The following is a 16361-nucleotide window of genomic DNA, read 5'->3' on the forward strand; positions in this document are numbered from 1 at the left end:
ATTTTATATTTAAATATTAATTAATTCCTCCCCCAGGCAAAGTAGTGTCTATATATCCATGCCAATTATAACTGTATTTAATATTATCTCCATCCACTTTACAATATAAAATATAAATAACAGCGGCCCCGCCGGATATCTTTGAATCAACATTTCCTGTTACAGAAATAGGGATAGATATATGTCCTTTCGATGTTGTAGCAGGAGAAGTTGCATCAGGTAATTGAATTGTAACATTATAGGGTATATCACCTCTATTTGAGGACTTAATAAATACCTTAATCTCAACAGTATCTCCAGGATTTACTTTCTGGCTATCTGCTGAGTCAGCTTCAACTTCCACATAAAGGGTATCCCCCCCATTAAATCTATATTTATTAATTGTAGTAAAATTAATCATATCTCCTGGATTTAAAATAAAATCTGGATTAATTCCATAGCTTGAATATATTTTAGGAAGATCAAAAACTCTATTTTTATCAGAGTCTGGCGGACCATACTGATAACCAACATAATTAACAATAATACTATCTGAATATCTAATCTTTGAGTTTTCTCTTGCAATAATATAGCTAAATTCATTTTCATTTGATATAGGGAATATTGAGTATGGCAACTGATAAGAATAATTATCTAATTTTGATAAATCCGAAACTTCAACATAGTCTCCTACTATGTTACCATTAACAAGATATAAGATAAAATCTGTTTCTTTTGCTCCATCATAAGGAGGGATTTTTATATTAAAATCTTCTTCATTATTTAATGGTTTTAAGGCATCATTTAATAATTCTGCTATATCGGGAGCTATTAGATGTTCTTCAAACTCAGCACCTACTAAGTCTAAAATAAATAAAAGATTTTTAGATTTTTGTTCAATAGATAAACCTTCTATTGAACTATAGAAAGCTAATGTAACTGACTGACTTTCTTGAGGAAATGCATAAAATTGCAAATTACCCTGAGAATCTGTGGTTAAGGTAAACTGTTGATATTTTGCATAATTATTAGTATTAGTCTGTAATGGTTTACCTTTAACATCCATTAAAGCAACTTTTGATAAACTATCTAGACTATTTGCTGATATATTAACACTTAAATTTGGAATTACTGCTCCTGAACTGTCTGTCACAGTCGTTGTTATTTTTACTTTATTAGGATTTGTTAGATCTGGCTTGTTTTCACCAGAAGGTGTTTTGATAGAAAATTTATCTGCTGTTAGTGATAAAGTATCCGGACTTATATCTGAGACTTTCCAACTGAAACGCTGAGAGTTATAACTTTTATTTGATGTTTTTACAGTAAAAGATTGTGGAGCCTTGAAAAATTGTGTATCTTTACTAACTTGAATAAGAAACTCAGCAGTAGCAGATTTATGCTCAATTTGAACTTCAACTGTACTTTTGTCAATAACTGTCATCCAATTACCGATTGGATTAATCGTTACAGTATCTGCACTTACAAAGTCTTGTGTTCCTCCTGATAAATTAATTAATAATTTCAAATGTTGACCAGCAATTAATGTTGGATTATTAGATAAGTCTGTTCCCTTCTCTGTTTTTACTGTTATTTTTTGATTATTAGATGCCATTTTTTAATTTTCCTTTCTATTAACCTGGTTTAGATTTTCATTTTTTGAAATGCAACTATCAACAACGAATTTCATAATAATAGAATAGGTATTTACTTTAGCGGAACTTTAATTTCCACAATCAGTTTTATTTTTTTACCAATCATATTGATTGATTTTTATTTCATGTTACAATTTTAATCAGTAATTACTTTACCTCCTAATTTCTTTAAATTTAAAATTCTGTCTGTTTGTTTTTTGACAGTGTCTTATATTCAAATCATAAATTCAACACATACATTAAAAATGTAATTAAATATTAGAATAACTATCTTATCGTATACGCACTCGCTTTTTTATTGGTTATTTATTATTAATTTTGTTTTTTGTATTATTTTTTACCGAAAAAGTTTGTGGATCGATAAATGCCTTCAATTGGCTGCGGCTGAATTCACTGATAATTTCCAGCATTTCATCCATAATGGCAATACCATCCACTGGTTGATTAGTACGGGTACAATGCCATCTTCCGGTGTATAATCCATATTAAAGATATCTCCTAATGTCGTATCTGCTATTGACACTGGCCAGATTTCTCAAGAGATTATTTTTCACCTGACGTGGTGAATCTGTAAAACTAAAAATGAACATGGTCTTTGCGCAGCGGCCCACTCTATTGTGGGCCGCTGTATTAATTAAAATAGTTATTAGGAATTTTAAACGTCAGAATGCTTTCCGCCATCAGGCCAGTTTAGACTTCCCGTTTGTCGTATCAGTCCAGGCAGTGATGATGGTTGACTTCGTCTGATTATCAAACGAGTCAATAAAACCACTGGCACCGATATTCGGGGAGAATCCGCTCATCGCCTGCACCAACGTATCTACAGCATTGTCAGACAGGGCTTTATATTCGCGTTCACCTTGTGCATCTTTATCGCTCATCAGGGTAACGATATTCGCACGATTACCATTAAAGTAATTATTGAAGGTCACAGAGCCTACCGTTTCAAACTGCCCCTGTACCGAACTATCCCGGACATTGCGGTTGGTCAACAGAACCAAATCGTAGCCACTACGTTGGAACCACACGTTTTGCCAGTTGATATCGTTGAAAACGATCTTGTCACTTTGTTTGATATCTTCAACCACATTATCAATGACATTCCCGCTGACCACAAAACTATTGACACCTGTTCCTCCCTTAAAGCGGTTCTGATATCCACCCAATACCAGCAGATCATCGCCGTCACCACCATTAAATTGGCTGAACTTGGAAACCACATCGGCGATCAGATGATCATTATCCGTACCACCATTGATTACCGCATGATATCCCATCAGTTTGATAGAGTTACTGCCGCTGTTGCCATCAATTTGGTTATAGTTACCAAATACGGTCGCAAAGTCGTCACCCTCTCCCAAATCCACCTGATTGTTATTACCAATAGTGACGACATAATCCTGATCTTGACCGGCATCAATACGGTTGAAGTTACCTGACGCCACGATATAATCGCGTCCTTTGTCTCCTTGAATCACACCGCCTTCACCGAAAGCAAAGATCTGATCATTACCATCTCCCATGTAGGCGTAGTTAATGCGTCCGGCCAGCACAGCAATGTCATTGCCTGCACCACCAAACATCATATTTTCGCGCCCCATCAGAACGCCCACATCGTTACCTTCACCACCGGTGAAAATATTGGAAGTTCCTACAGAGTAGAAGACATCATCGCCACGGCCGCCCCAGACGTTGTTGTTATCTCCCAGATACGCACCAAGATCTTTACCATCGCCACTCCAGTTAAAGTTGTAGTTACCGAGGGAGATGTGAATATCACCGTCACCTTGCAGGTGACCGCTGTTGCGCAGGAAGTCAAACATTTTGTCCTTCATGTTCAACAAATCGGCTGTCAGGTTCTCTTTCAGGTTAGTGACCAGAGATTTCATCTCAGCTTGTTTATCCTGATTGAACAAAGTCGCAAACAGATTTGGCAGGTTCAGAGCATTAAACCCAAATGCACGTTCTGGTCGTTCAGCTTCGGTTTGCTCAGCCGGCTTATTACCTCCACTCAGGGATATTTTGCCTTCCTCTGCGTCAACAGGAGCTTTCGCTTTCAATCCGTGGCTTTCTGCGAAGGATTTAATACCATCAGTACCAGTATTTAACCCCGCTTTTAAGCCATCGAGTAATTTGTCCGGATCAGTGAATGCTTTCAGTTGATCACCACTGAATTCCCCGATGATCTCCAGCATTTCCCGCAGAATAGCAACGCCATCCACAGGTTGACCGGAACGGGAAACAATGCGTCCATCTGGTGTGTAATCGACACCAAAAATATCTGCCAATGTAGTATCCGCTTGGACACCAGCAAGATTTCCCAGTAGCTTGTTCTTGATCTGACGTGGCAGATCCGTCGGACTGAATGTAAAGGTGGTTTTTGCCATACCTGTTGAGGTGTATTGCTGAGTCATCAAACCAAACAGTGAACCCAGATTGGTATCCAGTATCGATTGAATATTGTCACCAAACATGAAGTTCCAGTTGCCGGTTGTCACCTGAATATCAGCGCCTTGCCCACCAACGGCAAAGTTGAAAGCCAGTTTCTCATTTGCCTGCCGGAACTTATCTGCCCGACTGAGGCTTCCCGGTTCAGGTTTATTACCCGCTCTTCCCAACCATTGGTTGTATTTTTTGTTCAGGGTACTTTCGAGATCGCTTTTCAGGCCACGACTACTACGCTCATTCTCTGTGTTGAGTTCAGTCAGGGTTTCATATTTGACACTGCTGGTCAGGTCGAGGCCAGACAGATCGCTGACATATTTCTTCGCGCCTTCCAGACTCCATTGTTGATCCTGCTTTGCCAGCCAATCCGATGAACCTTGTGAGCTGGCAATATCTTGCAATACGCCGGAAATACGTGCCGCACCATCAAATGGGTTGACCAATGGCGGTGTCGGAATGGATTTTTCCAACATCACAATCAAATCATTGCTACGTCCCAGGTTAAAACTGACATTACGGTTACCCACAAACAGTTGTGCACCTTCAAATGCCTGATAACCAGCAATATCTATACTGTGCTTGCTGTCACCATGACCAATATGAACCATCACATTGTTATCACCGAAAGCCAGAGATTTAAAGCCGCCTGTTCCTACTTTGATCCCGACGTTCGTGGTTCCCCAATTGATAGCAGTAAATTCTCCATCCCCTACTTGTACCTGAATATTGCCGGAGTAGCTCAGATGCTGGTCAGAAGATGCTGCATTCGGTGCATTATTATTTTGCAGTGCCTTGTCATTCTGCTTCGGCGCATGGAATGTTTCGCTGTTTTCTGCAATCGCCCCTTGCGGTTTGGCCTCTGCATTGCTGTGCCCCACACGGGACAGAATAATGTCATTTTCAGAGATGCCGCGGCGGATACGTTCAGAATGAGTTTCCACCTCCCCTTTCTCATTCCAGCCCAACACAATTTTGTTGTCTACTAGCTTATGAACCCATTGATCCTGAACATCACGGGTATGTTTACGGCCAATGCTGTCTACCGCAACTTCACTGCTGCGTGCTGATACTGTAGTGCGGAGTCCTTGCTCATCAAGTGCTGAAATAAAGCGTCGGGCGAAACCGTCACGTTTATCATCACGGATCAATGAACAGCCCACAAGGCTGATATGTTCCGGTATACCCGCCTGTTTGAAGTTTGTACTGAATTGTTTCAGTTTCAGTGCTAATTCATCAGCGCTGTATCCCGCCATGCGAGTCAGATGCTGAGTTGATTCATCACGCCCGTGTCCGACAATCTGCCAGCGTAATTTGCCAGACAATTTAGCAGGATCACCGTAAACCACACGATACTCACCATTTGCATCAAGCTGGACAACAACACTGGTATCAGGGTGTTTACCTGCCAAACTTGCCGCCGCTTTAGCGACCGTCGGATCATTTTCTGTCTGGATGATAATCTGACCATTAAAGCGGCTTTCACCACCTTCCGCCTGTGGCTTAACAACCACCTGCTCCCAGGAGCCAACCTGTTGGTTGTTAACTATCCGATCACTACCTTCTGAGGCGTTATCGTTAAGAGGAACTTTCGCCCCATCAATAGCCTCAACATCATGTTTCAGCTTGTCATTGGCGCCTCTTAATTCCACTGAATCATCAGGTTGCTCTTTTACAGAGAACAGACCAGACACAATCTGCTCAGCATATTTGTTCATTAACCGGTTACTGGCGATATGGTCATAAGGAGTCTGTTCACCCGACACCTGATAACCTTCTGCGACGAGTCTGGAACGCAGATTTTCACCTTCAGACCCCAACCCTTCGCTATCGGTCAACAACATGATTGGTGTTTGTTTCGAGATACCTTGCAGATTTTTTTCAACCGAAAAACGACCATTCACCGCTTTTGCCAGCACCCCTGTGATCCCGGCAGGGTTTGGTACTTCATGAGCTGTAATGGCTTTGGTCATACTCGGCATTGGGCGATCAAGCAACAGGCCGGATACTGGCTGTCCACTGTGTTCTGCATAACGGGCCAGATCTGCCGCAATCGGGCCTCCCATTGAGTAGCCATGAATGATGATATTTTCCGGTTTAATGCCACGATCATTCACCAGATAGTGGAACATTGTGCGGGCATCCTGATATAACCCTTTTTCATTCGGATGTCCGTCACTGGAACCATAACCCCGCATATTGACCGCCAGCAAATCAATACCCTGTTTTTGGTAGTGAAGCTGGATAGCATCGGCTTGTTCTTCCGCGGAAGAACCGGAACCATGAATGAAAAGTACAACTTTTTTCGTTATACCCTGTTCTGTAGATGCTTCTGTTCCCTGAGCAGAGAGATGGTAATAACCTGTCAGGCGTCCGGCGCTGCCTCGTAATGTCACTTTATCTGCTGTACCGTTATTAACCGCGTGATCCAGCAATATCTGGGTATCTTCATTGACATTGCGGCGGGCATCCTTGGCACCATAAAGTTCATTATTCAGGAAGCGTGCTATCGGGTTGAATGGTTCCCGCTCACGTGGTGGCGTACCATCGTTATCGATGGCGACATTTTCCAGTACCTTATTTTTATCTTTGCTTTCGCTGCTACCCTGCACTGTCAAATCTTCACCGTTCAGACGGTTTGGCTTTCTGACTATGTGCTCAGCCTGAGCTTCCTGCAATGCCTGCGCATAATTGAACAACTCAGTTGGTGTCCAAATACCAAAATGTGGCCGCCATTTATGTCCGATGACCTGATCCGCTCCTCCCGCTTTGAGAACTCTGGCAACAATACTTGAACAGTTATCTGTCAGTAACTGGTAACGGGCGTCAGGATTCTGGCTGATTTTATGCCATTCCGCCTGCATCGCTGCCACATCCAAGCCTGCCAGATTAATACGGAAGACACGTCCCTGATCGGATTCACTAGCCTTAAAGTCCTGAATATTACTCAGTTCATACTCTGCAAATTGACGAATCACATTGGCAATGCGTTTCTCTGTCAGTTCAGGTGAATGTTGTTTTGCTGCTGTCCGCAGTGCTTCGGCAAATCCCTTACCCACTTCAAACATATCTATGCTGCCATCTTCCCACTGTTGCATATACGGGCGCGCAATATGCTCCGGTATGCCAGCAGATTTCAACAGATCAGGATTCGCCAAAGCAGCCATAGCAAAACCTTCACTGATGTCTTCAAATCTTGCATCAATGCCTTTTGCTACCTGTAATTTTTCAATAAATCTTTCCAGCTTACGTGCACCATCCTGCAAGCCAAAGTTATCATTTTCTTCGGAAGCGATATCCTGCGCCAGTGCTCCACTTTGTCCTGCCGGTTGGCTGAGGTCACGCCAACGGAGTTTTATGTCCGGATGCTCCGCCGTGGAAACATCAAAAATGCGGCCAATGTTGGTTGACTTGCCACCTTTCGGCCACCAACTGACATAGTTTTTCTCATTAAATTCCTCAGCATTTTCTGCACTGACTTCAATACGTCCATGTCCGATTTGCAGGGCTGCATGCCCTAACCGACTGTGATCGCTTGGCTTCCAGATAAACAAAGTGGCGCTAATCGGAGATAATTGCTGTTCAATGGCCTGATGTATCTTTTTCAAACCAGAGATATCAATTCCCTTGCCATCTTTCGCCAGGTCACGGGCATTCAGATTTGAGAAAACGATTTCTGTCACTGACTGACCATATTCTCTGGTGATGGATGTCTTGACTTGCTCAATCGCTTTTTCTGCACTTTCTGTTTTCGTGGCAATCTGAATGTTGGATTTACCACGGGTAACAAAATCTCCCTGCTCATCAATATAAAGATGTTTCGAATCTTTCAGGTTGGCATTGCCCAGTTTGTTGTACAGTTCACTGAAACTGCCTTTCCCAGAGCTTTCCACGGTAGATTCTGCAAGCGTCGTTGATTCGTCAATCCGCACATTAATTTGTGACAACAGGTTTTTCAGTGCTGGCGCACGTTCTGAATCCGGATGTCCCAGCAGATAGCCTTCCACCTGATGACGAAAAGTAGCAAGTTTTTCAATGGCATGCAGGTCATAATCTTTACTTTCTTGCAACACAGTTTCATAGCTTCTGAGCGCATCCAGTACATTCTGATAACTGTCGCCCCGAATTTTGCCTTTAACGTAAGCCGCTTCCTGCAATTCACTGACAGACATCAAATCTGTTTTCGGTTGGTAACGCCAGCTACCTTCCACTTTTTCAGCCAGAATACGGGTACGTCCGTTATCATGGGAAACAATGCGATCATCCACCAGATATAACTGATCAGGCAGTTGAGCGTAATCGTCATAGTTGGCGAGGATAAAGCGTTCAATAGCTTTAATCTGAGCTGTATCATCCTGATCTTCTACAATAATGGTCTTGAAGCTCGCGTTCTCAGAACCATTATCACGATTGCCCGGCCAAGGGCGGACTTCAAAACCGTCCCCATCATCAGATTCACGTACCAGCAAATTACGCTCTGTACGTAATCCATAGAATGGCAATGCCTGATTCAGCAGATTGTCGATAGCGCTGGTTTTGATATTCAGGTCAATCAGTGTATCCGGCTGATATCTGTCAGGGTTCAACGCAAGGAGTTTTTCCTGTTCTTTAAGGCTAAGTAAGTCAAAACGTGCTTTTACAGAAACGCCCGCTTCTGTCAGCCTGCGGCCAATCTCTTCAGGCGGTACGCCCTGATACTCTTTGGCTGCTTTATCCAGCAGACGGATTTCTCCCACTAATCCTTCACGCTGCAATTGACGCAACACTGGCAATTCAACATTCCAGAAATAGTTGCCCAAACGCAGGCCACCCTCTGCAATAACATAGACATCATCACGTGATCCGGTTGCATACAGGGAACTCCAGAAACCCGTATTACTCAGTGCAGATGCGTTAATGACTGATTGTAATGCATTCTGCTGTGCATTATCTGAATCAAGGAAAATGCCGCCCCAGCGCATCAACATCTTGTTGAGTTGAATAGCAAAAGAGTTACCTTCTACATCAATATCGTAAACGACCTTTTTACCGTCGGTTTGGGCGGCGTCAAGAATGTCGCGGTATTGTTTAAAATTCTTGCCAGACCAGAATGACACGATGCTTTTATCACCATGTGCAGGCTCAAAACTATAGCCATAGTGCTCAAGTCTTGAAATAAACTCGACCCGCTTATCCCAGTCATAGTCGATTGTGGCATCAACGAACAGTTTCGCCAGTGAAGATCGCTGTTCTTCCGGTACACTGTTTTCAGTTCCGTTCAGGTAACCTTCAACAAAATTCACCATTTTTTGTCTGAGATCATCAGGGATATCTGCATCCACACGTTCAAAGCCCGGTACTGGAATGTAGTTTTCGGTCGCCACATCGTTATCACTGTCCAGCCAGCGGTAAACGTCAGCCACTTTCTGTGCTCTGATCGCTGCCCCAAAGTCTGTTGATGTCTCTGCCGCTTCCGGCTGTGCCTGAGTTTCCCCCAGTGCTTTTAGCCCGCTGAGATCCAAACCAGAAATTTGCTGTTCCTTTCTGACAGAATTAACAGGCCTATCCGCCATACTGCTGGCAGACGCAGATGTATCAGTAGATGTCTCAGGAATATTGACGGAAACATGATTATCAGCCGATGACGGCGCGGTTTCATCACTTTGAGCATTAAGATTAGTCTGCCGCTTTCTGATACGCACTCCGGCATTAATCTGTAAACGATCCAACGCTTCTTTTGCATCGTCAAGTTCGTTCAGATCTTCTTCCAGATATTGCAACTCCATACTGAGTCCCTCCTCTGTTTCAACAGAAGAGTCGGAATCAATATAGCTATTGGTTTTTTCGGCGTGATTTTCGACCGTTGTTTCAAACGCGTTTCCAGTATAAGCCGCGGATTGCCCTTTAACTGACAATCCGCTTCCCGTTGCTTGCGCACGGTTCGGCAGGCTATTGCCATCAAGTTTCGCGCCTTTAGCATCAGATTGTACTTGTGCTGTTTTTATCTCCGCCGCAGACACTGCATGTTGACCACGCTGTTCTGCTTTTTGTACTGCGGATTTTCCATCACGGGCAGACTGTTCAGCCTGATGTATGCGAGATATGGCTTCTTGTTCTCGCGATTCTATGTCGGCACGGGTCTTCTTGATGTCCTGTAAAGACTGCTGATGGTTTTGTTCCCCTTTGAGGATACCTGACTCAGATTTAGTGACTGCGTCTTTAATATCACCCAGTCGTTCTGAAGAGGCTTGTTGGGAGTACTCTAGTTTCTGCTGTGCAATCTCTTTTGCAATATCCAGTTGGGATTGCAGATTTCCCAACAAACCATCAGCAAACTGATCACGCCACTGACTGCCGGATTGTCCATGATGCGTTGCATGATCATTCAACGCTTCTAATCCTTTCGTTTTTGCCATCAACGTCTTGGTCACTGCCTGTGCTTCATCATTGATAGAATCACGCTGCGATTGACCATTAGCTTCCAATGCATCCAGATCGGTATTTTCCAGTTGTGCTTGAGTACCAGAAACCGCTGTCAGTTGTTTATCTCTTTCCTGCTCCAGACGTTGACGATCGGCTTCTGCTTTTTCCTTATCCTGTAAGGCGTTCTGGGCTGCCTTATCCTGTTTCACATGCTTAGCAACGCTACTGCCTGACAGTTCAGATTGAGCAACAACGTTATCCAAAACGTAACCCAAACCATCACTTCTGCCAGTACCTGCAAATTCGAGTCGGTTACTTCCCTCTTGTGCTTTCAGAGTTAAAGTTTTATTACTCCATGCTGCCTCACCTGCGGAAACTGAAAAAACAATTTCGCCATTCCAGAATACACACATCCCATTATCAGCAGAAATATTGGCACGCCTTGCGAAGTCAAAGCTAACTGTGACGGACTCTCCTTCGGTAAGGTTGTCAATATCCTGGTAAATACGGGTATTGGTATTGGTATCAAGTTCACTGACACGCTCACCGTGCTCCTTCTTATTTAGCCCATAAGACTCAGCAGAAAAATTAGCTTCAACCCCACTCGTGGACTGCCATCCCACAGAACCCTGCTCAAAATCACCATTGGTAATTAAGTTATGTCCCTGCGTTTCATCGCTCAGAGCATTCTGGATTGCATCAGTGTCTGGCGTATTCACTTCTGATACTGTTCCTTTCAGGCTGTCGCCCAATTCAGAAGTCACTTCATCAATCTCTGTCAGTCTGAAACCATTCAGTGAGGAAACTTCTGGCAGCTCAATGGCACCACGCCCTTTATGGGTTCCCGATGTGGTGGCTTCATCACCATTAACCAGATAATTGATGCCCTGGCTACCAGCAGTGCCGAGTAATGTCTGCTTAATGTTATCAAACAGTGCCCCCAATTTATTGCTCTGGGTATTACTTTCAGCTACGGCAAGGCTGTAGAAATCACCGTTACCTACCTGAATTGCCACATTGTTTCGCGCATAAGAGGCATTAACGTTCAGACCATCACCGACACGGATATTAGCATTGCCTGTCCCTTTCATGACGGAGATATTCAGGCCATCCCCTACACGGGTATTGACGTTGAATTTCCCCCAAGCCACGTTGACAGAGACGCCATCACCGACTTTGGTGTTCACATTCAGGTCGCCATGCGTCGCCGTTACACTCAAACCGTTACCGATTGTCGTGATGATATTGCCTTTGCCCTTAGCCGCAGTTACTTGAGTGCCATCACCCACTTTGGTGACTAAATTGCCCTGACTCCATAACGCGTTGAAGCTATCTCCCTCGCCGATCTGAGTGACAATATTGGCATCACCTTTAGCAAGTACGACATTACGCCCATCACCCACTTTCGTGATCGCATTCGCTTTGCCCCAGACACCGGTGTAATCATCCCCATTACCTACATGAGTAACGATATTGGCTTGTCCTTGAACAACAGTGACTTCCTGACCTTCTCCCACTTTCGTGATGATATTTGCTTCACCTTTGGCAAAGTTATAGCGATCTCCATCACCATAATGGGTCAGGATGTTGGCTTTGCCCCAAACTGCATTGACGCCCGAACCATTACCCACTTTGGTAATGACGTTGGCTTCACCTTTGGCAAATCCGACTGTGGTTCCGTCACCAATGTGAGTCATAATATTGCCGATTTTAGAAACCAACAGACCAACAGCGGTGCCATCACCCACTTTAGTCAGAATGTTTCCTTTACCGTTCAACAAAGCGGCCGTTGTTCCTTCACCAACATGCGTCACTACGTTGACCTCTGAAGCAGCAACGACGCCCATAAAATCGTCACCGATTTTTGTCACGATATTGGCTTTGCCCAATGCAAGTACACCTGTCAGGCCATTACCGACGTGAGTCATAACATTGGCCTTGCCGAACATAGCAGCTAATGTTGTGCCATCACCGGCTTTCGTCATGATGTTAGCCGTACCGGCAAACAAACCGATGCTGGTTCCTTCACCCACATGTGTATAAATGTTGGCCTTGCCTATCATTAATGCCGCCGTCAGGCCATTGCCGACTTTGGTCAGAAAGTTTGCACCGCCAATCATAGCGGCAAAAGTGGAGCCGTGACCAATCTGAGTAAAGATATTGGCTTTGCCGATCATCGCAGCCAGTGCGTCACCATTACCGGCTTTCGTCGCAATGTTGCCCTTGGCGATCATCAAAGCAACGCTGGTGCCATCCCCAATGTGAGTAAATACGTTGCCAAATGCCAACATTAACGCCAGCGCATTACCATTACCCACTTTGGTAAAGATATTGCCTCCGCCCGCCATCATTGCGAACGCATTCCCTTCTCCGACATGGGTAAAGATATTGCCGACTGCCAGCATGGAGGCAATGGTTTCACCCTCTCCCACTTTAGTGAAGATGTTACCCGCCGCCGCCATCACACCCAATGTTTGTCCATCGCCAACATGGGTCAAGACGTTACCCAACCCCAACATGATGCCGGTAGTATCGCCATTGCCAACTTTGGTCAGAATATTGGCACCACCTAACATGATGCCGGAAGTTGTTCCATCACCAACATGAGTCAGGACGTTAGTACCACCTCCCATAACAGCCAAGAGGTTGCCCTTGCCCTTTTTGGTCAGAATATTGGCACCGCCCAGTGCGACTGCTTTTGTATCAGAAGAAAGTAGATTAGAAGTATCACTATCACTGCTGATATGGGTAATAATGTTGGCACCGCCGAACGAGCCAGATTCAAGATCACCTTCCCCTATCTTGGTCAGGATATTAGCTCCCCCGGCCAGAACAGAAGAAACATGGCCCTGCCCCATTTTAGTCAGGACATTGGCACCACCCACACCAGACCAGACCGCATCCCCATGACCAATTTGAGTATGAGTATTAAAACCCCCTCCCATTGAAACGCGGCTATTGCCATTACCTTTGTGGATAGAAATATTGCCAACCGCCAAAAGATGAGCAAGATAGCGGCCATCACCAACGCGAACCAGTACGTTTGCCGCTCCGCCAGCATTGACTTCCATATCCCCACGCTTCCCCTGATGAAGAAGTACGTTGGCAATACCGGCACCATTAAAGCTCAAATTTCCTTCCTGGCCTTTTTTGATGATGACGTTGGCACCACCGGCACCCTTAAATTCTGTATTACCGAATTCGGAAGTATGTTCAATAAAATTGGCAATACCGGCACCATCAAAGTAGACATTACCTCTTGTCACGTTAGATTTGATAACGTTGCCGCCACCAGCACCTTCATAACGAACATCTCCCGAACTTTCACGTCGTTCGGTGGCCGGAAATAACGACTGCTCGCTATATTCGTGTGTCCTGGCAACACGATCACTCACTGTGTGTACCACTCTGGCGCTATAATGGAGATCACTCAGTGAATAACCTCCGGTGCCCATACTGTGATAACCATTATCCGCAGAAATGATTTTGTTTGCCAAATTGGCAGTGTGATCACCTTCCTTATACCAAGGGCGAGCGATATATTGCAGTATTCCGGTTTCGGGATTATTCCTTAACTCAACTACCACAATTTTGGTGTATATGCCCAGTTTTTTGGCATACACATAGGTGTTTGGCATCCGGTTAGATTTAACCGCGTTTACATCGACAGTTGTGCCATCCTGATAAATTGCATACCCACCCATTCTGGCATCTGACAAAACAATATCAGCCGCATTAACCTGGATACCATTACCGTAAGTCACCCATGCGTTTTCAGTCAGATTCTGCTGTACTGCCTGAATTGTGATAAGTTGCTGACGTTCAACAACCAGATTTGACAAGGTATATGCGCCGTCAAGATTGACATCCACAAATCCACCTTGAGCAGAAATATCTTGCTTCTCAAGCCCTTTAAGGTGATTTCCTTCTTTATACCAAGAGGTTGAGTGATATATCAGTTTTCCCGTTGCCGGATCATTACGAAGCTGAACTTTATTGATTTTAGTATAAGTACCATCTGCAAAAGCAAACAGATACGTATTCGGCTCTCGTGTTGATTTCAGGCCTGATACCTGATGATCGCTGCCAATCCATGAACCATTCATGGTGGCATTTTTCAGGACGATCTCTCCGGCATCAGCGTATTCTATCCCTTCACCGCTGAAATCATTGTCAGCGCCTTTACGAACAATCTTGTTATAACCGCCTGCCCCAGTGAAATGGATATTCCCCTGTTCAACATCGGAGTACAGGTTGTTATAACCACCAGCACCCTTAAACTGGATATCTCCCTGTACACCTTTACGGGTGATGCCATTGTATCCAGATATACCAGAGTAATTGATAGCACCTTTGTCGCCTGTGTGATTAATTTGCAATCCACCGGCAGCCCCGGCAAATTCCACCGTTCCGTTATGTGTTTTATTAATAGTAGCGTATCCCGCACCGCCTTTTACGGTCAGGGAGCCACTTGTGTCATTGATATTCAGGTAACCCGCGCCGCCGACAATAGTATCATGTCCCCATGTAGTATTGACTGTGGCTCCAATTGATCCGACGACAATGTAATCATTACCACCGTACGCATTGATGACGCCACCAACGCCGATGGCGTGTATTGTGTTGCCGTCATTATCATCTTCGTATTTACCGGTAAAGAAGTATTCAGTACTTCGATTAGATGATTTCCCCATAAATATTCCTGGTGTTGGGCAAAAAAAACTAAACAGTAAACCACTGCACCCGACGGATACAGCGGTCATTTTTAATATCCAGAATGCCCCGGACAGTACAGGCTTTCTGCCCTTTCCACGCTGCAAAAACACGGCGGCGCAGATCGCAGGCAATGTCACGCGCATGTCCGAAAGGCGCTATCATTTCTGGAAAAAAGATATGCTGACCAGAACGCCAGTCTTCATGCATGATTTCCCGTTCACCGGAAAGGATTGCATCCCGACTGCTGTCAGACAAAAAAGCCCAATTACAAAAAGCAACTGGGCGTTGGTATTCATCTTCGTAATAGCAAAACTGATTGAGCTGAAATGACGGTAAAATACGTTGTTGCCATTCTGCAACTAAATAGCGTCGATGCAGGGGAGAATGCTGACACAGTAACATCACCCCACCAATTAATGCTTGTATTTCAGTCTGACTCAGTGTTGCTGGTTGATGTGTGATCATCATAATCGAGCAACTATCTGGTAGGATTTTACTGATTTTATTTTGATTTTTTCGTGTTACGTGCCGCCGGTTTTACAGATTGTTCAGCTTCAACAGGTGCTGCATTTTCGTTCATCTCTGGCATCGGCAAAAATCCAGCAGCAATCAGCTTATTGATTTCAGCTTCCATACGTGGATCTTCGAGCATACTTTTCACCATAGAAACCATATACATAAAACCTGATACCGGCATATGAATAACTTGTTTTAACGCCAATTCTTTATCGTTTTCCGCCAGTACTCCATTTGCCATTTGATGAGGATCTTGACCAACAAAATAAAGAGAAAACACACCTTTATTGTAATTAACGCTTGAAATTGTTTGAACGAATTTTTCAGACATATCATTATCCATTAAATAAATATTAATCCAATGTTAAAAACATATTAAATTAAAAGGGAATAAATGATAAATGAACCTTATCTTGATTAGGATAATTTTATCATTAAATCCCTTTATTACATGCCACCTAATAGGTTAAGTAGCACCAAAAACACCGTTACAACATGAGTTAATTAATGAGTGTTGAAGGTTGAAAACATACATACACTTCAACATAAATTGCAAAATGACAAGTGAAACAAGCGAGAAGAAAACTAAGTAATCTATTGATGATTTTGATCGAAAATATATCTATTTACTTTTTAAAATCAATATATAAATAT

5 protein-coding genes are annotated in these 16361 nt (G+C 43.8%); all 5 read right to left on the reverse strand.

Annotation, left to right across the window (positions count from 1 at the left end):
* Nucleotides 1–16: 16 nt before the first annotated feature.
* The 5 genes from ABLA85_RS06445 to ABLA85_RS06465 all read right to left on the reverse strand — a co-directional run bounded on the left by ABLA85_RS06445 (nt 17) and on the right by ABLA85_RS06465 (nt 16038).
* Complete coding sequence (locus ABLA85_RS06445) at nt 17–1591, reverse strand: hypothetical protein (protein ID WP_367962385.1); 1575 nt, start codon at nt 1589–1591, stop codon at nt 17–19.
* A 410-nt stretch (nt 1592–2001) separates the two neighbouring features.
* Nucleotides 2002–2154, reverse strand: coding sequence for a hypothetical protein (locus ABLA85_RS06450; RefSeq protein WP_367962387.1), 153 nt, complete (start codon nt 2152–2154; stop codon nt 2002–2004).
* Nucleotides 2155–2311: 157 nt separating this feature from the next.
* Complete coding sequence (gene rtxA / locus ABLA85_RS06455) at nt 2312–15169, reverse strand: MARTX multifunctional-autoprocessing repeats-in-toxin holotoxin RtxA (protein ID WP_367962389.1); 12858 nt, start codon at nt 15167–15169, stop codon at nt 2312–2314.
* Between the two features lie 28 nt (nt 15170–15197).
* Nucleotides 15198–15659: an RTX toxin-activating lysine-acyltransferase RtxC gene (gene rtxC, locus ABLA85_RS06460; RefSeq protein WP_047678766.1), complete on the reverse strand. Its 462-nt coding sequence runs from the start codon at nt 15657–15659 to the stop codon at nt 15198–15200.
* Nucleotides 15660–15693: 34 nt separating this feature from the next.
* Nucleotides 15694–16038: a peptide chain release factor 1 gene (locus ABLA85_RS06465; protein WP_367962391.1), complete on the reverse strand. Its 345-nt coding sequence runs from the start codon at nt 16036–16038 to the stop codon at nt 15694–15696.
* Between the last annotated feature and the right edge of the window lie 323 nt (nt 16039–16361).

It is taken from the genome of Xenorhabdus sp. SGI246 (genome assembly GCF_040838225.1).
GTDB classification, from domain to species: Bacteria; Pseudomonadota; Gammaproteobacteria; order Enterobacterales; family Enterobacteriaceae; genus Xenorhabdus; species Xenorhabdus indica.

Coding starts and splice junctions, on each gene's coding strand:
- ABLA85_RS06445 (WP_367962385.1), bottom strand. CDS start 1,591: ATGGCATCTAATAATCAAAAAATAACAGTAAAAACAGAGAAGGGAACA.
- rtxA (WP_367962389.1), bottom strand. CDS start 15,169: ATGGGGAAATCATCTAATCGAAGTACTGAATACTTCTTTACCGGTAAA.
- rtxC (WP_047678766.1), bottom strand. CDS start 15,659: ATGATGATCACACATCAACCAGCAACACTGAGTCAGACTGAAATACAA.
- ABLA85_RS06465 (WP_367962391.1), bottom strand. CDS start 16,038: ATGTCTGAAAAATTCGTTCAAACAATTTCAAGCGTTAATTACAATAAA.